Source organism: uncultured Ruthenibacterium sp. (genome assembly GCF_963558415.1).
Taxonomy (GTDB): Bacteria; Bacillota; Clostridia; order Oscillospirales; family Ruminococcaceae; genus Ruthenibacterium.
On sequence record NZ_CAUWGY010000010.1, the window covers coordinates 1 to 23,269 of the forward strand.

At 46.9% G+C, this 23,269-nt stretch carries 20 protein-coding genes and 1 pseudogene; 14 read left to right on the plus strand and 7 right to left on the minus strand.

Annotated elements, in window-relative coordinates:
- Window positions 1-884, minus strand: a pseudogene (locus AB5H98_RS03015) (sensor histidine kinase); the annotation flags it as partial.
- On the minus strand, window positions 874-1,983 hold the full coding sequence (locus AB5H98_RS03020) for a response regulator (RefSeq protein WP_367924438.1): 1,110 nt from the start codon (window positions 1,981-1,983) through the stop codon (window positions 874-876). The pseudogene AB5H98_RS03015 and the gene AB5H98_RS03020, both read right to left, overlap by 11 nt.
- Before the next feature lie 212 nt (window positions 1,984-2,195).
- Here AB5H98_RS03020 and AB5H98_RS03025 point away from each other — a divergent pair, with 212 nt between their 5' ends.
- From AB5H98_RS03025 to AB5H98_RS03040, 4 genes are all read left to right on the plus strand, one after another.
- Window positions 2,196-3,122: an ABC transporter permease gene (locus AB5H98_RS03025; RefSeq protein WP_367924439.1), complete on the plus strand. Its 927-nt coding sequence runs from the start codon at window positions 2,196-2,198 to the stop codon at window positions 3,120-3,122.
- Window positions 3,123-3,136: 14 nt separating this feature from the next.
- A complete protein-coding gene (locus tag AB5H98_RS03030; RefSeq protein WP_367924440.1) occupies window positions 3,137-4,051 on the plus strand; it encodes a carbohydrate ABC transporter permease in 915 nt (304 codons plus the stop codon).
- Between the two features lie 56 nt (window positions 4,052-4,107).
- The gene (locus AB5H98_RS03035; RefSeq protein ID WP_367924441.1) at window positions 4,108-5,691 is read left to right on the plus strand and encodes an ABC transporter substrate-binding protein; all 1,584 of its coding nucleotides are present in this window, start codon (window positions 4,108-4,110) and stop codon (window positions 5,689-5,691) included.
- Between the two features lie 108 nt (window positions 5,692-5,799).
- Window positions 5,800-7,470 (plus strand): DUF4091 domain-containing protein, encoded by a 1,671-nt coding sequence (locus AB5H98_RS03040; RefSeq protein WP_367924442.1) that lies wholly within the window; start codon window positions 5,800-5,802, stop codon window positions 7,468-7,470.
- 146 nt (window positions 7,471-7,616) lie between these two features.
- On the opposite strand, the gene AB5H98_RS03045 is transcribed toward AB5H98_RS03040, so the two are convergent.
- Genes AB5H98_RS03045 through AB5H98_RS03060 form a run of 4 tightly spaced genes read right to left on the minus strand, consistent with a single transcriptional unit; the run spans window position 7,617 to window position 12,330 of the window.
- Window positions 7,617-8,558, minus strand: a complete 942-nt coding sequence (locus AB5H98_RS03045) for a hypothetical protein (protein WP_367924443.1) — start codon at window positions 8,556-8,558, stop codon at window positions 7,617-7,619.
- The gene (locus tag AB5H98_RS03050) at window positions 8,555-10,066 is read right to left on the minus strand and encodes a sialate O-acetylesterase (RefSeq protein ID WP_367924444.1); all 1,512 of its coding nucleotides are present in this window, start codon (window positions 10,064-10,066) and stop codon (window positions 8,555-8,557) included. Before AB5H98_RS03050 ends, AB5H98_RS03045 begins: the two co-directional genes overlap by 4 nt.
- Complete coding sequence (locus tag AB5H98_RS03055; RefSeq protein ID WP_367924445.1) at window positions 10,063-11,037, minus strand: N-acetylglucosamine kinase; 975 nt, start codon at window positions 11,035-11,037, stop codon at window positions 10,063-10,065. Before AB5H98_RS03055 ends, AB5H98_RS03050 begins: the two co-directional genes overlap by 4 nt.
- Window positions 11,038-11,052: 15 nt before the next feature.
- Window positions 11,053-12,330, minus strand: coding sequence for a 6-phospho-beta-glucosidase (locus tag AB5H98_RS03060; RefSeq protein ID WP_367924446.1), 1,278 nt, complete (start codon window positions 12,328-12,330; stop codon window positions 11,053-11,055).
- A 362-nt stretch (window positions 12,331-12,692) separates the two neighbouring features.
- Between AB5H98_RS03060 and AB5H98_RS03065 the strand changes: the two genes are divergently transcribed.
- From AB5H98_RS03065 to AB5H98_RS03090, 6 genes are all read left to right on the plus strand, one after another.
- A complete protein-coding gene (locus tag AB5H98_RS03065) occupies window positions 12,693-13,571 on the plus strand; it encodes a helix-turn-helix domain-containing protein (protein WP_367924447.1) in 879 nt (292 codons plus the stop codon).
- Between the two features lies 1 nt (window position 13,572).
- Entirely contained in the window at window positions 13,573-14,538 is a 966-nt protein-coding gene (locus AB5H98_RS03070; protein ID WP_367924448.1) for an ABC transporter permease, read from the plus strand.
- Between the two features lie 15 nt (window positions 14,539-14,553).
- Window positions 14,554-15,456: a carbohydrate ABC transporter permease gene (locus AB5H98_RS03075; protein ID WP_367924449.1), complete on the plus strand. Its 903-nt coding sequence runs from the start codon at window positions 14,554-14,556 to the stop codon at window positions 15,454-15,456.
- Between the two features lie 75 nt (window positions 15,457-15,531).
- Entirely contained in the window at window positions 15,532-17,091 is a 1,560-nt protein-coding gene (locus AB5H98_RS03080) for an extracellular solute-binding protein (protein ID WP_367924450.1), read from the plus strand.
- Between the two features lie 67 nt (window positions 17,092-17,158).
- Window positions 17,159-18,973, plus strand: a complete 1,815-nt coding sequence (locus tag AB5H98_RS03085; protein ID WP_367924451.1) for a DUF4838 domain-containing protein — start codon at window positions 17,159-17,161, stop codon at window positions 18,971-18,973.
- An 8-nt stretch (window positions 18,974-18,981) separates the two neighbouring features.
- On the plus strand, window positions 18,982-20,286 hold the full coding sequence (locus AB5H98_RS03090; RefSeq protein WP_367924452.1) for an MFS transporter: 1,305 nt from the start codon (window positions 18,982-18,984) through the stop codon (window positions 20,284-20,286).
- A 42-nt stretch (window positions 20,287-20,328) separates the two neighbouring features.
- Here the strand turns inward: AB5H98_RS03090 and AB5H98_RS03095 are convergent, their stop codons facing one another.
- Window positions 20,329-20,901 carry a GNAT family N-acetyltransferase gene (locus tag AB5H98_RS03095; RefSeq protein WP_367924453.1) on the minus strand — a complete coding sequence of 191 codons (573 nt, stop codon included), beginning with the start codon at window positions 20,899-20,901 and terminating at the stop codon, window positions 20,329-20,331.
- A gap of 178 nt (window positions 20,902-21,079) precedes the next feature.
- Here AB5H98_RS03095 and AB5H98_RS03100 point away from each other — a divergent pair, with 178 nt between their 5' ends.
- The 4 genes from AB5H98_RS03100 to AB5H98_RS03115 are packed head-to-tail and all read left to right on the plus strand — an operon-like array spanning window position 21,080 to window position 23,234.
- Entirely contained in the window at window positions 21,080-21,625 is a 546-nt protein-coding gene (locus AB5H98_RS03100) for an RNA polymerase sigma factor (protein WP_367924454.1), read from the plus strand.
- On the plus strand, window positions 21,612-21,968 hold the full coding sequence (locus AB5H98_RS03105) for a DUF4179 domain-containing protein (protein WP_367924455.1): 357 nt from the start codon (window positions 21,612-21,614) through the stop codon (window positions 21,966-21,968). Before AB5H98_RS03100 ends, AB5H98_RS03105 begins: the two co-directional genes overlap by 14 nt.
- Window positions 21,952-22,581 carry a histidine kinase gene (locus AB5H98_RS03110; protein ID WP_367924456.1) on the plus strand — a complete coding sequence of 210 codons (630 nt, stop codon included), beginning with the start codon at window positions 21,952-21,954 and terminating at the stop codon, window positions 22,579-22,581. Before AB5H98_RS03105 ends, AB5H98_RS03110 begins: the two co-directional genes overlap by 17 nt.
- Complete coding sequence (locus AB5H98_RS03115) at window positions 22,578-23,234, plus strand: PrsW family glutamic-type intramembrane protease (protein ID WP_367924457.1); 657 nt, start codon at window positions 22,578-22,580, stop codon at window positions 23,232-23,234. The genes AB5H98_RS03110 and AB5H98_RS03115 overlap by 4 nt, the downstream gene beginning before the upstream one ends.
- Window positions 23,235-23,269 lie beyond the last annotated feature (35 nt).

The window sequence follows — 23,269 nt, forward strand, 5'->3', positions numbered from 1 at the left end:
CTTGTGCGGAAGATATCGTCTTCAGGCAGTGCCGCAGCCAATCTCCAGCCGCAATCTTTCAGTGTCGCCGACTGAACGTGAAAGCTGCCTTGGGGGGTATCTATTTCTGTCCAGCCAGATGCACCGACTGCCGGTACACAGTCACTGAGTTCTTGTGCTCTGTCCGATGCAGAGGATGTGAGTACCTGCCGATCCTTTAACAGAAGTACCGTTCCGTTCTGGGTAATGGTGCTTCGGCTCACTGCAGCATCCACTCGATCAGCGGCAATATCCACCCGCACAATGGCCAAAGGCTGCTGTACGGAGCTTGGGTCGTAAATAAGGCGCATCAGTGAGTACCACTGTTGTTCGTTTTCGGGCTGATCGGAAAAATCCGCAGGCCCAAACCAGCAGGCCACGCTTCCGTTTTGGAAAGGCTCAAGCCAACGGCTGCCCGTCACAGACTGAAGAGAGACAATGTCTGTGGAATTGGTGTACAGGTAGTCGTTGTCCACATATAAACGGATGCGGTCTACGCCAGACATGGAACGCAGATAGGCAAATGTGGTGGAGATTCGGTTTCGGTCATCAAGGCGCTGTATGTAACTGGTGGTCTCTGAATCGCCAGAAGCAAGGGCGTAGAGAGTGGGGTCCATGGTCAAAATATCGGCTACCTGCGTCAAGCGTCCGAACAGATCCTCCACGGCGGTATGTGTGTCTTCAAAAGCTTTCTGGGAAGCGGAAAATGTCTGCTCTTCAATCACAGTATTGATGCGATGAAAAGCATAGAGTGTGAAAGCCCCCAGAGGAAGCAACAGTAATAGGAAAAAAATACACAGCAGTTTGCCCCGAAGGCCCACATCCAGCAACAGGCTGCGCCAAAAGGCGCGCAGTTTATTCTTCATGGCAGCAAAGATTCTCCCGGTAAAGGCGGGGCGAAATACCCACTTCCTTGGTGAATAGTTTTACAAAATATTTTCCATCGAGATAGCCTACGTCATGTGCCACCTCATATAGCTTGCGGGTTGGGTCCGCCAGCAAATTTTTTGCCCGTTCCATTCGCAGTTCGGTCAATTTTTGGTTGACGGTGAGGCCGCTGTTTTTTTTATAGGCACTGCAAAGATAAGTGTGCACAAACCCTAGCTCAGAAGCCACGGCCTGTACGGTGAGTTCGCTGTCCGACAGATGTGCGGCCAGATATTTATCCACGCGTGTGACCAAGTCCTGAGAATTGCTTTCCACCGCTTGAAAGTAAGTCTGCATCGACTCGGTCAATGCCTGCCATAGCAGCCACAAAGTGGGCTGTTTGGCCGCCGTATAAAGAAGATAATCGCCCTGTTCCGTCACGGCGGTGATGTTTCGACTTTCCGCCGCCGCCAAAAGTGCAAATACAATTTGACAGTAAATGTTGCGCACTACTTCCGGCGGAGTTCCCTCGCACTGGCGGAGTTCTCTGTAAATACGTGCAGTGAGTTCGAGCGATTCAGACCGGCGCTTGTGGCGGATCAGATTGCCCAAAGCGGTAAAAACCGCTTTTTCATAGACGTACACCTGTCCGTTGTTCGGCTGAGAAAAATCTCCATTTTCACCGCGATAGAACAACAATTGCGGATCCGGCAAGCTCTGCTTTTCCAGTTCCTCCGTTACTTCCCGCACAACCGTGATGAGTTCTTCAAGGTCAATGGGCTTTTCTACATAACTGGCAGCCCGGAGTTTGATGGCTCCTTTTAGATATTCCTTATCGGTGTAGCCGCTGAGGAAAATGAACTGACAGTCCGGATACATTTCACGCACAGCACTGGCCAGTTCCAAGCCGTTCATGCGGGGCATCTTCACGTCGCTGATGACAATGTCCGGTCGGTGGAGACGGGCCATTTCCAAAGCCTGAGCCCCATCTTCCGCTTCTTCCACCCGGCCCACTTGCAGTGTTTCCCAGGGCACATAGTTGCGCAAAATTTCCCGAGGCATCTTTTCATCGTCTACCACAAGCACAGAAAAACGCATGACACCATCCCTCACTTTTCTGGGAATTTGTGTATTCTTACTATAATATAGACTGAATTTCTTAACGATTCAATGGATTTTGATGCAAAAAAATAAAATTTGCCTCAAATAACATAATTTTTCCCACCTATCATAATCGGCTCCCGTTGTTTTGAACAGACAGGTCTGTTACGATGGAACTGGAGAAAAACACAGCGCAAGGAGGCTAGGCGATGAAACGGAGCAAGAATGCCTTTCTCCAGGATTTGAAGGAGAATCGGGTCAAATGGCTGATGCTGCTTCCGGCGGCCATTGTGGTGATTCTGATGTGTTATATTCCCATGGGCGGAATCGTGCTGGCGTTCAAAGAGTACAACTACCACGATGGAATTTTCGGTAGTCCGTGGGTCGGGTTCAAAAATTTCGAATACTTCTTCCAGTCAGGCAAGGCGTGGAGGGTCACGCGTAACAACATCCTGTACAATCTTGCCTTTCTATGTGTGAATACGGTTTTGCAGATTACATGCGCGATTCTTCTTTCCGAACTGGCAGGTAAGTGGTTTAAACGGATCACGCAGTCTGTAATGTTCTTTCCGTATTTTATCTCCTGGGTCGTAGTAGGAGCGTTCATCTATAACATGTTCAACTTCGAGTTTGGCGCAGTCAATACGTTTTTGCGCTCGTTGGGCATCGATCCGGTGGATATTTACTCAAACGAAGCTGCCTGGCCTTTTATCCTCATCGGAGTGAGCGCTTTTAAAAACGTTGGCTACGGTACGGTAATGTATCTGGCAAGCATCATGAACATCGACGGGCAGCTTTATGAGGCGGCCGATTTGGACGGCGCAAACATGTGGCAGAAAATTCGGCACATTACTTTGCCGGGCATTCGGCCAACGGTGGTCATTTTGTTCCTGCTGGCCATCGGAACCATTATGAAAGGCGATTTCCAAATGTTCTGGCAGGTCACAGGCAACAATCCCATGGTTCTGGAAGTCACCGATGTAATCGATACGTATGTCACACGCTCGTTGCTGCAATTGCAGGAATTCGGCATGACCAGCGCCGCAGGATTATATCAGTCAACCTTCTCTTTCTTGCTGGTGCTTGTTGCCAATAAACTTGTGAAAAAGGTAGAGCCGGATTACGCATTGTTTTGAAAGGAGGCAGCCTTATGGCGAGCAAAACCCAAATCGGCAAAAAACCCATTGGGCGGGATCGTGTCATCTTCGACGTGATTTCGGTAGTGGTGCTGACGGTGCTTTCTGTGTGCTGTTTGCTTCCATTTCTTCTGGTGCTCAGCGGTTCCTTTTCCGATCAGACATCGATTCTGACCCATGGTTATCAGTTGATTCCGGAAACGTTTTCGTTGGATGCGTATAAGACTCTGTTCAAGATTCCCGGCGATTTGCTTCGCGCTTACGGTGTGACGATTTTTGTCACTGTTACCGGTACTTTTTTGGGGCTTTTCTTTACCAGTATGGCGGCTTATGTGCTGGCCAGCAGTACATTCCGCTATCGGTATCAGGTTTCGTTTTTCTTCTATTTCACGTCCATTTTTGGCGGCGGTCTTGTGCCTTGGTACATCTTCAATACAAAATATCTGCACTTCCATAACAGCCTGATCGCCCTGATTATGCCGATCCTGATCAATGTGACGTATCTGCTGATTTTAAAAAGCTATATGGCAGGAATACCAGAAGCTTTGTATGAATCTGCCCGGCTGGACGGTGCGGGAGATTTCACCATTTACTTTCGGGTAGCAATGCCTTTGTGCAAAGCGGGATTGGCCACTGTGGGGCTCTTCATTGCACTCAATTACTGGAATGACTGGTACGATGCCATGCTCTTTTTGGACGAAGGACGCAGTGATTTGTATCCGTTGCAGTACTATTTGAACAATATCCTTACCAAATCCCAAGCCATCGCGGCGGCTGCTGCCCGCAGTGGTTTGCCCATGAGCGAAGTGCCCAGCGAACCGATGAAGCTTGCGATGACCGTGGTGGCCACAGGCCCTATCATTCTTTTGTATCCGTTTTTACAGAAATATTTTGTCAAGGGCGTCACCATTGGCGCCGTAAAAGGCTGACGGGAAGAAACTGCGCGCGGGCGCAGTGAATATACAGACAATAAGGAGGAAAAACCATGAAAAAAACAGCGAAACTGTTGGCGCTCGTTCTGGCCCTGGTGCTGGTCGTGAGCGCATTCACCGGCTGCGGAGGAACAACTGCGTCCAGTTCCACAGCCCCGGCGTCCGGCGCATCCGGCTCTGGTACGTCTGGCCCGGATATCTCACAAGAAGTCACGCTGACCATGTATTTGATCGGTGACCGTCCGGTGGACAATGACAAGGTGTTTGAAAAAATCAACGAACGTTTGAAAGAAGAAATCAATGCCACCATCGACGTGAAGTACATGAGCTGGAGTGAATATGAGCAGAAATATCCTCTGATTTTTGCTTCCGGCGAAGATTGGGACATGATTTTTACTGCTGACTGGTGCTTCTACAATGCGCAGGCCACCAAACAGGGCTTCTGGGAAATCACCCCTGAAGCGCTGGAAACGTATGCGCCTATGACGGCGGAAAGCATGTATCCCGAAGCTTGGGAACAGGCCAAGGTGGACGGTAAGGTTTACATGCTGCCCATGAACTATCAGGAACTCACCGCCTATGTCTGGATGGCCCGTGGAGATTTGATGGATAAATATGGCATTGAGTCTCTGGATACTTTTGAAGGCGCAGAACAGTACATGCAGGCGATTGTGGACAACGAGCCCTCTATGATTCCGTTGGATGTAGGTTCCGATTACGACCGCCAGTTTGTGTTCGATCTGCTTTGGAACGTGGAATCTAATGCCAAAGGCGACGACAATTATTACGTGCTGCCCCCGGTCAACCTGTTCACCTGCGTGCAGGAAAACGATCCCGAGGCCAACGTAATGAGCACTCTGGACGCGGACATCTTTATGAATACCCTGAACACCGTGAAAGATTGGCGCGACCGCGGTTTCTGGAGCCGCAACGCCGTTGTGAATACACAGAACAATACCGAGAGCTTCCAGGCGGGCAAATCTGCTCTGGCCGTGATGAATATCAACACTGCCAAGAGCTTGTATGCCACTTTGCAAGCAGAACACCCCGAGTGGGATGTGCGTGTATTTGACGCCATGAACGGAGCTCCTGCCATCATTCAGTCCTACTTGGCCAATGGCATGAACATTTTCTCTAAATCCAAGAATCCGGAACGCGCTCTGATGGCGCTGGATTATTTGCGCAACGATGAGATCTGCCACAATCTGTTCTGCTACGGTATCGAAGGCGTGCACTGGGAAGCCGTGGGCGAGCATGGCCTGAAATCTCTGCCGGACAGTTCGAACTACGCCTATGACAGCAACTGCAACTGGGGCGTGCGCAACGACAAATTCTGGCGTACAGTAGAAGGCGGAATTCCCAATTCTGAGGAACTGACCGAGACTTGGAAAGAGACTGCCCGCAGCGGACGTTATATCACTTTTGTGTTTGACGATTCCGAAGTGAAAAACGAGGTTGCAGCAATCAGCGAAATTTATAACTCTGATTATAAACTGCTGCAATTGGGCTTTACGGACGATCCTGCCGGCGATGTAGAAAAACTCAAGGCAAAGTTAGACGCTGCCGGCGTTGACGCACTGCAAGAAGCCTTCCACACGCAGGCGCTTACATTTCTTGAGAGCCATCCGGTAGAATAAGAAAAACCAACCTTCGGGAGATGACGGGCATGTCCCGTCATCTCCCCCCTTTTGTTTCGATATTTTGGCTTTGTCTGCCGATCTTTGACTGAAAACAGGAGATGTTCCATGACAAAATATGAATTTCTTCTCACAGATAGCTTGGAAAAGGTGTTGCCGGACCGGCGGCCGGACTTGCTTGAGCTTGCGTCGCCACGGCTCTTTAAAAATCAGCAATGGTCTTTTCAATTGGCCTATACTTGTCAAAATGACGATTTTGGAGAAAGTTCCACATGCTTTTGGCTGCGGTGCACGGGTTCTGCCAGAAAAGCTTTAAAACTTTTTCAGGTGGAATTGGTACCCTGCGATTATCCATGTCATGGAACATGGGATGATAACTATCTCACTACCCGTCCGGGCCTTCTGCCGGATTTGCTGCGGCCTGTGGAATGGGATGAACCATTTAAAGCGGTGCCCGCCCAGTGGCGCAGTCTATGGCTGACGCTGGATGCTTCGGCGTTGGAGCCGGGCCGTGCGGCAATAGAATTGGAACTTGTGGACTCGGCAGGTGAACAATTGGCAGCTTTTTCGCTGACGGTGTCTGTATTGAATCAGGCGCTGCCACCACAAACTCTTTTTCAGACCCAGTGGTTCCATGCGGACTGTTTAGCAGATTACTATCAGGTCCCCGTGTTCAGCGAGGAGCACTGGCGCATTTTGGATAATTTTATGGCCAGCGCCGCGGAGCACGGCATTAACATGTTGCTGACACCAATCTTCACTCCGCCGCTGGATACTGCCAAGGGCGGTGAGCGCACGACGGTGCAGCTCGTGGACATAACCCTTAAAGATGGAGAATGGAGCTTTCAATTTGACCGATTGCGGCGTTGGGTGAAAATGGCACGCAGCCATGGAATCACCGAGATAGAGCTGGCGCATTTGTTCACCCAGTGGGGAGCAGAATTTGCTCCCAAAATTTTCGTATATACCTCCAATGGGCTGGAAAAACGATTTGGCTGGCACACTCCTGCCGTAGGCGGCGAATACACCTGTTTCTTGCGGGCTTTTCTCCCGGCGCTCAAACAGGAGCTGGACGAACTGGTGGGCCTTGCGCATGTATGGTTCCACATTTCCGATGAGCCGCACGATAAGGAGCGAGAGACCTATGCCGCTGCGAAAGCAACGGTGGCCGACCTGTTGCAAGATTGCCATGTGATTGACGCGCTCAGCAGCTATGATATTTATCAGCAGGGAATCGTGGAAAAGCCGGTGGTCTGCAACGATTGTATTCAGAAGTTTGTAGACAACGGAGTGACTCACCTTTGGACATATTATTGTACAGTCCAGGCCGTGGCGGTGCCAAACCGTTTCATTGCAATGCCCAGTGCACGCAACCGCATTATGGGTGCGTTGCTCTATCAATATAATTTGGAGGGCTTTTTGCACTGGGGGTTCAATTTTTACAATTCTCAGCGCTCGGTACGTCATATTGATCCTTTCCGGGTGACCGATGCGGGAGAGGCCTTCCCCTCGGGAGATGCGTTTTTAGTCTATCCAGGGCCGGATGGAAGTGCATGGGGCTCCATCCGCGGAGAAGTGCTTAAGCAGGCGTTGCAGGATCTTCGGTTGCTTCAATTGTGCGAAAGCCGTATTGGGCACAGCCGCACGCAAGAACTGCTTCGAACGGTTGGCGGAGAGATGAGTTTTACAAATTATCCGCGGGACAAAACCTTCTTTTCACGGCTGTGGGAGACCGTTATGGCGCTTTTTGAAGTTGTTGATGATTCTAGAAGTGTGTGAAAATATCAAACGATGGATTCGATTCAAAAGCGCAGACGGATGATACCAAGGCTCCTTGCAAATGAAAATCGTTTTGAATCAAGTTACGCAAAAAGCCACTGTTCGTAAAATGGAACAGTGGCTTTTTAATTGTAAAAGCACATTTGTTATATTCGGAGAATGCCGATAGTATCATGCAATTTTCCGTGTTTTTTTAAATATTGCGCACAGTTCTTTTGCAATGTTGTTTGTGCGATGCGCTCTAGGTCGGTATCCGCCGGAAGATCCCAGCCAAACATAAAGCAAACGGCAGTGGATTCTTCTGACTGGTCCATGATAAAAAAGCGCTTTTGAAAAGACAAAATATTGCTCTGCGAAGGTAAAATATTGGCCAGATTGGGATCCAAAAGCCAACTGTCGCACAACATTATCTCGTTGGGATAACCAAGTTTTCCAAAAAAAGATTTTGCCTGATAAATGCTTTCATCCACTGCATCCGGATTGAGATGGCCCCCGGACGGAATGTGAAGATTGAGGATAGGCAATCCTGGCGATACAAGCAGGTTCCCATTTTCAAAATGAGAAAGACATGCAAGTTCTCCGTTGGTGCGTTGTATCACAAAATACGGAGACGGACTGAGCATACGTTCAAATTCCAAACGGCCCAACCGGACGATTTTTCCAGTATATGCATACAAAAACCAAAGATGGGTGCTTCCCATGAGCTTTCCGGAAGCGTCACGATTGGCCCAAAGAGAAAAGTCCTGAAAGGAATCACGAATCTGATCTTCACGAGCGCCCAGTAGCTTTTGGTTTTCTATTGCCGCAGGAAGTGTGTACCCGGCCAAAGCCGGAACAACCAGTGCAAAAAGCGCAGGTTCGACCTTGCACAAACGAGCGTATTCCATACATCCTGAAAAGACCTTTTGGCAATTAGAAAGATCTTGTTGTGCAACAAAGTACAAAGCGGCGTCTTCATAGCGCACAAAATGGGGAAGCTGCGTAAACCAATGAAGCGCATTATCCACACGTTCCCAAAAAGAAACATCGTCCCAAAGATACTTCCGGCATAAGGATAGGTCAAGTTTTTTAGAAAAAGGCAGACTCATATTTTCACCTTGATTTCAAAGGGAAGTGCTGGAAGGCCGACACTGTTGTAAAGGTCCACATAAGTGTAATCACACCAAGCAAAAGAAATGTGAATGGTTCCCTCAACAGGCGCAGAAAAGAAAATGCGGACGGTATCCTGACCGATTTCGGCACGTTCGGGTGGGAGATAGCGTCCATCCTGAGTGATAAATAAACTGCGGGGTATGCCAGTCCCGCTCAGGCCGTCTGCGGTGTGGGAGAAATACAGTGAGACACAGTTCTCTTTTACAGAACATTTTTCAAAACAAGGAGGTTGCGCTACAATATTTTCTCCGTAGATACAGCCTCTGGCCAAAAGGGCCAGTCGTTCCCCCACGGGACGTTTGCGAGGAGGATGGATATCGTCTTTGCTGCCACAGTCCATGATGGAGGTAAGGTAGACGTCTGAAAGAGTTTGCGATACCAGTTGCTGTTGTTGGCGCATAAGCGGATAACGGATTCCGCATTCACCCATCCAAGAACCAAAAGGAGCGAGCTGAACCAAAAGAAAGGGAAGGGGCGCGTTCCAAAGAGAGCGCCAACATTGAATCAGCGACGTAAGAAGCTGTGCATACGTATCAGGATGGTGTTCATCGGACTCTCCCTGATACCAAAGAACGCCTTTGCAACGAAAAGGAGCGAGTGGTTCTACCATACGGTGATACAATTGTCCAGGCCGGTTTTTATCGTGCGGACCAAATTCGAGCACAGGTTCTTGGGAAAGCAGTTGCTGAAGATGAGCTTTTTCCGTTCCCGAAGACTGCGCCAGCTTTTCCCAAGCCTGTTGTACGTCTGGCCTTCGATTGAATTCCCACCAGCGCTGAAATTGTTCTTCGTATTTCTCCAAATCGAGATTTCTAACAGAGGATTCGTAGTCAGAAAGATAACAATTGAGACCCTTCTGCTGTAAAAGCGTTTCATCGAGCCAAGTGCTGGCGCTGGTGCCGCCCCAATAACAACACACAATACCGATTGGAACATGAATGTGCGGGAAAAGTGCCCTTGCAAAATAGGTCCCGGCCGCTGAGAAAAAGCGCTGGGCCTCGTCACCATCGACGATCCAGCCTTTTTGTGGGGCGAGAGGGGCCTGATGATCTGTGAGAGTGTGACTACACAAGTACATTCGAATCGAAGAAATGCCCGGTGTATGGCAAGTTTCGGCATATTCAGCACTTTGTTGCCATTCCAATTCCATATTGGATTGCCCGGCCGCAATCCAAACGTCTCCAAAAAGAATGTCCTCCACAAGAATATGAATGGAGCCGCATTGAAAATCCAATGTGGTTTGTGCGAAGGCAGGATGTGCTGCAAACCAGACGATCCATCGCCCATCTGTTCCAACTTGTGTAGTTTGTTTTTCCTCGCCTAGTTTCACATGGACAGTTGCGTGAGGATCTCCCGTCCCGAAAATTGGAACAGGAGCACCATATTGTAAAACCATGTGATTCCCAAATACAGGTGCGAGAGTCGCCGTCAAAGTGCAATTCATGGAACATCCTCCCATCCGTTCACGGTAAATCCGACTTCGTTCCAAGCCTTTGAAGCGGCCATTCGCACAGCGCCCAAAACAGGGGGATGTCTCAGCGGATAGAACGAATGCGTTTTGTGTGTCAGCAGAGGTAATTCTTCTTTTAGTGCGTCCAGCATAATGGGACATTTCGCTTTTAAAGTGACCGAACCCACCAGCGCAATATCTACGTGAGACCCGAAATCCAAACGCTGGATACATCCGGCGAGCGAACATGCAAATTCATGTGAAAGCTGTTTCAAAAATGAAATGCACACCGCGTCTCCCTCAAAGGCGCATTTGTCCAGTAACATTACGAGATTTTTCGTTGGGAAGCCTTCTCGCGCACAGTAATCGCGCACCTTTTCCACAAAAAACCGATCGTCCGAAATGCCAAACAATTGCAAAACGGGTTCGGTTAAAGCCGTGCAAGGCCCTGTGCGGAATAAATAATCGTATACCGTACGGACCACTTTTTCTGCAATACGGTCGCCACCGCCTTCTTCGCCAAACATGAATCCGGTTCCGGCGATTTGAAGCATTGTTCCTTTGGGGTCAATGCCTCCAATGGTGTTGCCTGTACCGTTGACAAGGCAGCATCCTGTCTGTGTGGGAAGAGCGGCAGGAATTCCCAAAAAGACATCGTTGCACACGGTCACACGTGAAATCCCGGTTTTACGCAGAATGTTTTCCAGTTCCGCCTTTTGAGAGGGAAGGTCGCACCCGGCCATTCCGAAAACAGCGTATGAAATTTGTTCCGCAGAAAGATGGGCGGATTGAAGAGTATGGCAAACCATTTGAAGAATTAAGGGCTCGAGGTCTGAAAATCCATGTGCAAAATTTTCATGATTGCTGCCGCCAAAATGCTCCAGTGCAAGAATTTGACCGTTGCGGTCACAAATCAGACAATCGGATTTGGTGCCGCCGCCGTCAAAACCGAGAATGTATTCCATGAGAAACTCTCTTTCTTAATCAAAAAATTGAGGCAGATAGGCGCGGTGCGCTTCCAGCATTTCATCAAAACAGGCCTTGCAGGCATCAAAGTCACCGGCGAGAGGATGTATCATCAAAGCACGCAGTGCCGTCAGTCGATCTCCCGTCAATGCGGCTTCTACCGTGAGTCGCTCATAACTTTTTACCGTTTGTATCAAAGTGATGATTTGTTCATTTGGAGTAACGGTGATGGGAACAGGCTGGATACCATCCCGATGCACAATTCCCGAAATTTCTACGACATCGTCGTCCCGCAGAAAAGGAATGGCACCCTGGTTTTTAATATCTACAATGTGTGTGTGGCCCCAGTCGTTGTGAATGCACTCAATCAGGGAGACAGCAGCCTCGCTGTATAAAGCGCCTCCGCGCTGGTTCAAAAGATCCGGTTTGGTGGTCAAAGAGGGGTCTTGATAAAGTTCCAGTAATTGATCTTCAATTTTTTGACATTCTTCGCCCCGGGAAAGTTCTGCACTTTTCAGATGCTCCAACTGTTTATTGCGCAGATAGTAATAATTTAAGTAACTGCTGGGAATACCACCGGCCATTTGCAGCATTTCCAAATCAAATGGAATATCAGGAATATTGCTCATGGTAGTAACGGCTCCCTTTCCCAACAATTCGGGAAGACGGTCCTGTCCGTGACTCAATGCGCGGGTTACCCAAGACAGATGGTTCAGACCGACATATTCAATGGAAACATCGTCGTCATTCAACCATTTTTTGCAGTCTGCCAGCGTATTCACGGGACAATTGCAAAGCCCCACCATTCGGATATGAGAGTTGTTTTCCACTGCCTGAGCTACAATGCCCGAAGGATTGGAAAAGTTGATCAACCATGCTTGAGGACAGATCTCCTCCATACGTTTGGCAATGTGCAGAATTTGGGGTACAGTGCGAAGAGCATTGAAAAATCCACCGATACCGGTAGTCTCCTGTCCGATCATACCGTATTTGAGAGGGATTTTTTCATCTTTGATACGGGCGGGAAGCTGGCCCACACGAATTTGAGCAATGACGTAATCCGCTCCGGTCAATGCCCTGTCCAGCTCCAATGTGGTACGACAGTTCACAGACAAATTTGCTGCTGCCAGCATACGGCGGATAAAACCAGCGGCAATTTCCAGTTTGCGTTGATCAATGTCCATCAAAACGATGTCGGTAAACGGAAGTGTTTCACGACGACGGATAAGTCCTTCGATAATTTCGGGCGAGTAGGTACTGCCGGCTCCAATCACTGTTAACTGAAGTTTCATAGGTCTGTTTACTCCTTTTGACTTGCGGATTTGATTGCCTCAATTATAGCATCGGCAAAACAGAGTGCAATACGGCCATGCCTTAAGCACTGTTCAATGGCAAAAACAGAGCAGCTTTTTGACTTTGATGCAAAAAAAGTACGAAAAAAGAAGTACAATTTTAACGATAAAAAAGACTATTTGGGGCCGAAATGCAAAAATAAGCAAAAAAGCACGTCAAAATGTTTTCGAAAATGCACAAAAATAAAAAATGTGCAAAAATTGTACAGATTCCTTCCTCAAGTGCAAGAATGCGGGAGTGTAAATGCAAAATTTGTATGCTATGCTATGACATATGGAAGGCCGGAACGGGTGGTGGAGAGATGGGAACCAAAGAACGATATGTACCAGATCGAGAGCAGGAAGGCGTGGATGGTACGATTCGTGTATCATACAAAACATGCCGTGCTTATGCGACATCGAACGTGGAGCACTCTCATCCGGAATATGAACTGTACTACTTAGTAACAGGAGAAAAAACCTTTTACGCCGATGGAAATGTTTACAAGTTGAAATCCGGCGATGTAATGTTGATTCCTGCTGGGGTGCAGCATCGTTCAGTTTGGGATAGCATCGGAGCGCTCTCCAACCGAACGGTTTTGATGTTTGATGATGTGTTCATACGTCCTGTTTTAGAACTGGATATGGAAGGCAACGCTTTGCAAATGTTATCCGGAGAACCTAAATTGTTGTCTCTTTCCACCGAGGGACGTTCCCAGTTTGAATTGTTGATGAAATCGCTCAACGCGGAACTTGCCAACGATCATGTGGGATATATGTGTATGAGCCGCATGTATGTAATGCAAATCATTTATTGTTTGTTGCGCAACAGCGTAAAGGGAGAGTTCTACCGTGAGCGGCGTCGTGCCGCAAATATGAACGCAGTGATGCGATATTTGGATGAAAATTGCAACAGTGATATTACTTTGAATGCCCTGGCGGACAAATATTATATGAATGCCAGTGCATTGGCCCGAAGCTTTAAGGCGGCATGCGGTGTTACGGTAATCAATTATGTCAATCTCCGTCGGGTCGAAAAGGCAAAAAGCCTGATGGAAAGCCATTCATTGCCTGTATCCGTGGTAGCGGAGATGCTTGGATTTAAAACAACAACTTACTTTGAACGGGTTTTTAAGCAAAACACGGGGATGACGCCTACCGAATACAAAAAGCGATTGAAAACGGCACGGGAGGAACGATGAAGTGAAAAAAGAAAGCGCTGCCTGTTATCGAGCACCAGACGGACACTTGGGAAAAAAGGGATTCTGGTTTACCGTTGGACGCAACCGAATTTTGCTGCTCATGCTGATTCCCGCCTTCGTGTATTTTTTGATCAACTCTTACATTCCGATGGTCGGAATTTACTATGCATTTACAAAGTATAATTTCCGAGGCGGCTTGTTTGGCAGTCCGTTTGTCGGATTTGAGAATTTTGAATATCTTTTCAAGTCGGGCACATTGCTGAATTTGACCAAAAACACAATTTTATACAACATTGTTTTCATTGTTGTCGGCAATGCACTGCAAATTTTTGTGGCCATTTTAATTAGCCGTATGGTGGGAAAGGTATATAAGAAAATTACCCAGTCGCTGATGTTTTTGCCATACTTTGTGTCTTCGGTCATTTTGGGCGTCTTGGTATACAATCTTTTCAATTACGAACACGGCTTTTTCAATAGCATGTTGGCCGGGTTTGGCATTGAACCGGTGGATGTGTACAATACGCCCGGATACTGGCCGTTTATCATCACCGCCTTTTATGTGTGGAAAGGGCTTGGCTATGGCATGGTAATCTATCTGGCCTCTATTTTGGGAATCAGCAATGATTTATATGAGGCGGCTACCATTGACGGCGCAACGGTGTTTCAACAGATTCGGCATATTACTTTGCCGCTTTTGAAGCCTACATTTATCACGCTATTTTTGTTTTCACTAGGCAGCATTATGAGAGGTCAGTTTGATCTGTTCTATCAGTTGATTGGAAACAACGGCGTACTGTATGCGACAACGGATATCATTGATACTTATGTGTACCGTTCACTGATTTCATACTTTGACGTAGGACTGGGCACAGCCGCGGGTGTATACCAGTCGGTGTTTGGATTTATTTTGATCGTTGTGGTAAATGCTGTGGTCAAGCGGATCAATGAGGATTATGCGCTGTTTTAGAAAGGAGATTGGACCATGCGAACACGCGGCATAAGACATGAAACAAGTTTTTACGTCTTTAATTTTTTCGCTTTTGTTATTACGGGAATTTTGGCGCTGTTGTGTCTGCTTCCGTTTATCATTATCATTTCCGGTTCTTTTACTTCCAATATGTCCATTCTAAAAGATGGATATAGTCTGTTCCCAAAAGAATTTTCCACAGAGGCATACGCGACTCTGTTTCGCTATCCCGAAACACTGCTGCGCGCCTATGGCGTGACCATTGGGGTAACCGCAATAGGCACTGCATTGGGCTTGCTGCTCATTTCTATGACAGGGTATGTACTTTCGCGAAAAGACTTTGTATGGAGAAACAAAATTTCTTTTTTCATTTATTTCACATCCATCTTTGGCGGTGGCGTCGTTCCTTGGTACATGATGTATACCAATGTTCTTCATTTGAAAGACAGTTATTTGGCATTGATTTTGCCAAGTTTGATGTCGCCTTTTTTGATCATTCTCATGCGGACCTTTATTTCCTCATCGGTACCGGATGCAGTGATTGAGTCCGCCAAAATTGATGGTGCGGGCGATTGGCGAATTTATCGAAGCATCGTTATGCCCATAGCAGGACCTGCACTGGCAACCATTGGTTTATTTCTGGCACTTGGGTATTGGAATGACTGGTATTTGTCTTCCATGTTTATCACATCTCCGGAAAAGTATCAGTTGCAGTTCTACCTTTATAATATGGTCAACAGCGCGGAATCAATGGCGCAATTGGACGCAAACAATCCCAATATCACCGTCCAGAACTTGCCCACAGAATCGGTCAAAATGGCCATGGCCGTTGTGGCAACAGGACCGGTGTTCCTGTTCTATCCGTTTGTGCAAAAATATTTTGTGTCTGGCATCACGGTGGGAGCCGTGAAGGGCTGACAAATTCCCTTGTTTTTATACGACCGGTCGAGTTTATTGCAAAATTTCTCATCACACAATAAGGAGCGTACAAAGATGAAATTGAAAAAAATAGCTGCGGCATTGTTGAGCACTGCAATGCTGTCGCTGTCGCTGGCAGGCTGCGGAGGTTCTGCTGCCAGCCAAACCAGTGGCGACGGCACTTTGGACCCTGTCAATCTGAAACTGTACTTTGTTAGTGAAGCGCCCCGGGATTTGGACCAGGTTGTGGAAAAGCTGAACGAAATTCTGCAACGGGATCTGAATACGACCATTGAAATGGAGTTTACCACTTGGACGGATTACACTCAAAAATATGACCTGGCACTGAAGAGCGCTGGTGACGTGGATTTGATTTACACGGCCAACTGGATGAGCTATGCGCAGTACTGCAATCAGGGCGCGTTTTTGGAATTGGAAGAGCTTCTGCCCGAATATGCTCCCAAGCTGCTTGAAATGATCGATGAGAGCGTTTGGAATCAAGTGTCGGTCGCAGATCATGTGTATGCTGTTCCCTCCAGCAGATTTGTGTACGGTTCAAAGGGAATTCTCTATCGCACCGATTTAGCGGAACAGTACAATCTGCCGGTTCCTGACAGTGTAGAGAATGTAGAGGCATATTTGGATGGCGTGAAAGCGGCATTGCCGGATCAGGGACTGTTTGGAGCGTCCGTGGAGCAAAATGCCAGCGGTGAACCGTTCAACGCTCATTCTATGCTGATTGGCTTGAAGTATAAGTGGGTAAATGACTCTTATTCCACCTATGGCTTGGCCGCAGATTATGAAGATCCCAGCAACCTTTATGATTATTGGAACAGCGATGACTTTGTTGAGGATATGAAAACTTTGAAACGCTGGGCCGATAAAGGATACTGGTCTAAGAGCGTATTGTCGGAAACAGCCGATCCCAGTGCGTTCGATATCGGAAAAATTGCATTGGCATGCGGCGGCACCAATCCGGGCAAAGCTGCTTCTGCCCGCAATGCACTGCAGAAGAACAATCCCGAGTGGGATAGCGATTTTGTGTCCTTCTCTTCCATTTCCAACCTTGCGTATTATGCCGCTCCCACAGCAAATATGATGTCCATTCCGTACAGCAGCAAAAATCCGGAACGTGCATTGATGGTTCTGGAAAAATTGACAACGGATCCGGAATGCTATGCACTTTTGCAATATGGCATTGAAGGAGTCCATTACACCAACGACGATGGATACTATCAGGCCATTTTGGATGCGGATGGCACCTCCGGATATGAAGCCGGCGCTTTTGCGTGGGGCATGGAAAATCCCCAGTTGATGCTGAAAGAAAAGAACAATGAATATTTCGAAAGCATCTATGCGGATTTGGATAAGATTCGTGAACAGACTCCTTTTGATGGAGCGAATATCTATGAAGGCTTCAACGAGAATATTGAGAGCTATCAGGCAGAACGTGCCGCATTGGGCAATGTAATCTCGCAATATTTGACTCCGTTGGAGGCTGGAATGGTTGAAGATGTAGACGCCGCTGTGGCAGAATTCCGTCAGAAAGCGGAAGAAGCGGGACTGTCTAAGATTCAAGATGCTTATCGTGAACAATGGCAGGCTTATTGTGAAGAGTACGGCTATGTGAAATAAAGACCAGAAAAAGCCGAATGTGAAATCCGTTTCGCATTCGGCTTTTTCAGAAATAGAGGAGTTTTTTATGAACTATGATGTAAAAGCCCGCGCCTATGAGGCGTTGGAACAATACCTTTACAGAATGACGGGAAAGGGCCATTCCATAGAGCTTAAAGTGAATGCGGAAGGCTTCGATGTGGAAGACCCGCAGTGGGATGATGCGTATCAAATCAATGTACAGCATGGCGCCGGAGAGATTGTAGCATCCAACGAGCGCTCACTGCTTCTGGGAGTTTATCATCTTTTGCGGGACTGCGGCTGTGCCTTTGTTCGACCTGGAAAAGATTCCGAGCGAGTCCCCAGATGCAACACCGAACAAATCAATAGCCAACGTTTTGTGAAAGCAGCTCATCGCTTTCGTGGTTTGTGTATAGAAGGGTCTTGCAATGTTCGAGATACAGTAGATTTGTTGGAGTGGATGCCCAAAGTAGGAATGAACTGCTATTTTATGCAGTTTCGTGAAGGGTACAATTTTTTTGAACGCTGGTATGAATGCACCAGCAACGAACAAATGATGCCCTGGGAATTTAATTTGGATGTTTGTCGCAGCATCATTCCGCAAATTGAATATGCAGCCCATAAAAATGGATTGATGTATCATGGAGTGGGCCACGGTTTTACTTGTGAATGCTTTGGCGTGCCGGGTCTCGGATGGATTGAAATGGACAACTGGCCTGAGGAATTTACAGATGCTCTGGCAATGCGAAACGGAAAAAGAGATTTGGCATGGCATATGCCGCTGATTTCCGCACTGTGCTATTCCAATGTGGATGTGCAAAAACGCGTCGTGGACAGTGCCGTGGACTACATTGCTCAGCATCCGGAATTGGATTACGTTCATTTTTGGCTGGATGACGGCAATAATAATAAATGCGAATGTGAAAACTGCCGCAATGAGCGCGTAGCAGAGTTCTACATACAGATGCTCAATCGGTTGGATCGGCAGCTTTCCGACCGCGGCTTAAACACAAAAATTGTCTTTTTGGCCTATCATGAACTTTTATGGCCGCCTTTAAAAGAAAAATTGGAGCATCCGGAACGATTCACATTTATGTTTGCCCCCATTCAGCGTTCGTTTTTGCATCCGTTCTGTGATGTGAAGCAGGCGGCAGAAATGCCCAGATATACTTTGAATAACCAGCCGTTCCCACGCAACAATGAGGATGTTGCCGCTCATTTGAAGGCCTGGAACGATTACCGTACATCTCTCGGTATGTCTATGGAAGACAGTTTTGACTTTGATTATTACTGCACGGATTACAATGACCCGGGACAATTTGTGCAGGCGCGTTTAATATACGAAGACGTGACTCATATGAAACAAAATCATTTGGGTGGCCTGATTAACTGCCAGGAGCAGCGCGCATTTGATCATGCGGCACTGCCTATGTATGTGATGGCCCGGGCATTGGTAGAACCACAGCGGCCTTTTGATGAACTGGTCGATGAGTTCTTCCAGGGCGCTTTTGGCGATGAAAGCCAGGAATATCGTCGTATTTGGGAAAATTGGACAAAGGTATCCGAGGTAATTCGGGACCCATCCTCCAGTGATTTTGACCCGTTGGTAAAGGCGCTTTCGGCTCCGCTGCCTCAAGTGAGCTGTAAAGATCTGGCTACGTCTCACTCCCGCAAACTGATGAGGTTTACTGCACAGGTATTCTTGCGGATCGCCGCCTATTTGAAAGCGGAACGAGCAGGAGACAGAGGCGCTGCCGCCAAGGCACGTGTGGAATTGGATCGGTACACCTGTGCGAAGGAATGTGAATTTGCACCGGAATTCGACCGCAAATATTTTGAAGGTGCCGTGGATAAACTTTTAGGCATCAAGCATATCGTGTGATATAGCCAATGGACGAGTGCGAGAGTGCACGCCTTGTCCGCAGCCAGCGGCTGTTCTGGGGAGAAAATGCCGTTGCAGGGGTCATTGCTTCTCTTTGTACAGGTAATTTTTTAACAGGTTACCTGAGCTGGTTGGGAGCGGATGCGGGTTTCTGTGCGTTGATTGGTTCTTTGCCCCAATTCGGATGTGTGTTGCAGCTCGTATCACCGCTTTTGTTCGAGAGATTATCCCGCCGAAAACCGGTAATCTTTTTAATGTGTTTTTTATTCCGCTTTTCATTGGGATTTTCTATCCTTACACCGCTTTTATTTGGAGAAAGCAAAGCACGGTTGACTTTTATTTTCATCCTGTACTTTGTTGCTTACTTGGCGGCGGGTTTTGTGACACCGGCCTTGAATCAGTGGGTGATGGACATTGCTCCGTCGTTTGGCCGGGGAAAGTATTTTGCGCGACGTGATATGTTAAGTGCCGGTTGTAACGCTTTGGCGGGATTGGCAATGGGGTGGCAGTTGGATTGTTTTGTCGCCTTTGGACAGCCATTGATTGGTTTTTCAATCGTGTTTGGCACCGCTATGGTGCTGGCCGTGGTGGATGCGGTGCTTCTTGCATCAATTCTGGAAAAACCTTGCGTTGTATCCCATGTCCCATGCTTTCGGGGCATGTGGGAGCCACTGGGTCATGCAAAGTATAAAAAAGTGGTTTTGTACATGATCTTCTGGTACTTTAGTACGAGCCTGGCCACACCTTTTTTAACGGTGTACCTCATTCAATATATGGGACTGTCTTATACTTTTTTGTCCTCTATGACGGTCGAGACTTTGCTGTTCAGCCTGGTTGGAAATTGGCTTTTTGGAACCGTTGCAGACCGAGCTGGATGGAAGAGAGTATTGCTTATGACAAATGCCCTCACTGCGAGTGCCTACTTGGGTTGGACTTTTATAAACACAGAAATAGTTCTATGGGCGGCACCGTTGTTGTATGGGGTTCAGTCCGTGTGTACAAGTGCTTGCGCAATGGCTGCGCTCAATCTTCAGTACAATGGCGCTCCCCCTACCCGTCGTACAACCTATATGGGTACTACTGCTGCAATTGGAAGTGCGTTTTCTTATGCGGCAACGTTGCTTGGTTCCTGCTTACAGCGAAGCTGGGAACCAATGTGGGGCGGTCAGAGCATTGCCGTTTTGTTTGCGGTTGCATCTGTTTGCAATGGTCTGTGTCTGGTTTATGGTATATTTTGTTTAGAAAATCGTTCGAATGTATCGGAAAAGAATTCTGTTAAAAATCAAACAGATGATGGCGAAAAAATACATTAAAAAGAGGCTCCGGAATTTTCCGGAGCCTCTTTTATGCGTTTTCTACACATCGGTTTCAATAAAGTGATCTGCGTATAGATTCCAATATTTTTTATAAATTCGATTCGTTTGTCCGTCCAAGTTTAATTGGTACATTCTAAAAGTGACCAGAATGTTTTTCGGTTGCCACAATTCTTTATAAGAATAACAATATTTCATACCAATTTGACGCATTACTCCGCCGCTTCTTGGGTTGTTTTTATCATGTGTAGCGGTAATGTAGTCGATGCCGTCCTTTTGCAGCAGGTGAACGACCGCCTTGCTGGCTTGCGTAACAATTCCCTGATGCCAAAATTCTTTACGAAGGGCATAGCCAAAGTCATGGCTGTCATCCATTGCAACCGTTATATACCCAATCGGTTCATCTTTTTCTTTCAAACAAATTGCAAAACAATATTTTTTGCCTTTTAGCCGCGTTTCAAAAAAATGTTTTGTTTCTTCCATTGTTTTTACAGGGAACCATGGCAAAAAAGTATTGACTTCTTTGTCACTCAATAGTAAATGAAGAGCGGTCAAATCCTTTTCCACAAAATTTCTTAATAAGAGTTGATCCGTTTCAAGTTTAAAAATATCCATACCGCTGTCCTTTCGATGAATTCCATGCAGAAAAGCAATTGGATTTTCTGCACCTCAGTATAGCATGAAGCGAAAATTTTTTCATTGCTTGAAAAAAAATAAAATTTATATATATAATGAAGGTAAAGTTGGGTTTCGTTTTTTGGCAGGACTCGATATCGAAACGGAGGCGGAGTCAATGACGGATGAAGAGTATTATCGCCGTTGTGTAGCAGGGGATGAGTCCGGCCTAGATAAGTTGATGGAAAAGTATGGCACTCCGCTGACTTTATACATTAATGGGTATTTGCACGATGTTCACGAGGCAGAAGATTTAATGATCGAGGTATTTGCGTATTTGTTTGTGAAAAAACCTCGCATTCGGGATGGCGGACTGAAGGCATATCTGTATCAATCCGCGCGTCATATGGCGCTGCGCCATAAAAACAGACGAAAAATCTGTTTCAGTTTGGACAATCTGGCCTGGGAATTGGAAGGCACCCATTTCATTGAGGAAGTAATAAAAAATAAAGAGCGAAACCGTATTTTATATGATTGTATGGAAAGGCTCAATCCCGACTATCGCGAAGCATTGTATCTGACGTATTTTGAAGAGATGAGTTATATACAGGCGGCACAGGTGATGAGAAAGAACGAAAAACAAATTTCCAATTTGGTGTATCGGGGAAAGCAAAGTTTGCGGCAACTATTGAAACGGGAGGGGATTACAGATGCGGCAGAATGAGGAGCGTGTTGCAGCGGTGAAGCACCGCATCGTAAAGTTAAAGGCACAAAAAAGGCGCAATCAACTGCGTTTTATAGCAATATCTTCGGTAGCTGCATGCTTTGCAATCATTGTTGGATTGTCCACGATTATGCCCCAACTGATGACTCAGTTGGGAACCGGATGGTACGCCGATTATAAAATGGCCGCCAGTGTATTCAATGATGGCTCTGGTCTTGGATACATTGTGGTCGGTGTCATTGCATTTGTTTTGGGGGTGGCTTTTACCATTTTGTGTGAGCGGTTGCATCGCATGGAGCGAGACCGGAATGAGACGGAGGACGACGATGGTCGAACTCATTGACAATATTTTTCAGTTCTTGGTCACATTGATCTGTGGAATCCGGGCAATGGTGCTCTATGGCCAGACTCGCAAACAGCCTTATTTCCTATTGAGCGGTTTTTATGGATGTTGGGCGTTGGGAGGGCTGTATTGGACCCTTTATTATTGCTTATTTTCATATACGCCACATGTTTTCTATGTATCGGACATTACTTGGATTTGCAGTTACATTTTTCTCTTTATTTTGCAGTATGAATTGTCTAATGCACAGGAACGGACGTTTCGCTGTTGGGCCATGTGGCTTGCTCCTTTGATAGGCATTCCGCTTTTTGCGTTTTATTGCACGTATGGGGATATTTTTTTAAATATCGGCCTTGGCGTTCTGGTCATCCTTGTATCCTGGAATTCTATTCGAGGATTTTGTTATCAAAGAGGAAAGACCGAGGATGCGGTCAAAAGCAGAAGTTTCCACAAAACGGTTATGCTGCTTTGGATTACGGAGTATGGGCTATGGACCACAAGTTGCTTTTGGGTAGGTAGTACACTTTCCAATCCATATTTTTGGTTTGACTTTTTGTTGACGATTGTACTGGCGACCTTGTTGCCTGTGAGCTGGAAGGTGATAGAACAATGACCTATATCGAGAATGTGTTTGTCTGCATTGCCGCACCGCTTTTGCTCACTGCATGGTGTATGGGAAAGGGATATCTGCGCTTTTTCCTGTTCTGCTTTGCGGGGATGGGGACATGTTTGCTGGCTGCTTATCTCAATACTTTTTTTGCGATGGTCTATCATGCAAATGCATTCAGTGCTACGGCCGAAATTGCGCCGGTAGTAGAAGAGATTTTTAAGTTGCTGCCGGTTTTATTTTATTTGGTTGTGTTTGAGCCTCGACCCGATGACATTCGGAATGCGGTTTTAACGGTAGCCGCAGGATTTGCAACTTTTGAAAATATTTGTTATTTGATTCGAAACGGCGCGGAGAATTTTGGCTTTTTGTTGGTGCGTGGGTTTAGCACAGGTGCTATGCACATTGTTTGTGGTGCTATGATTGGCTGGGGACTGATGTACGTATGGCGGCAGCCCTGGCTCAAAGCGGCGGGAACCTGTGCCCTTTTGGGAGCAGCAATTACATTTCACGGCATTTACAATTTGCTAGTGGCTTATGGTGGCGTGGCTCGATACATTGCTTGTGCCTTACCGCTTATAACGTTGTTTTTAGGCATGGGAACAGGCAAATGGTTTGCGGCCGTATCGAAAAAGAATAAAAATATCGAGGAGACATAAAAATAAGGGTAGTTTTGAACGACCGGATAGGCGAT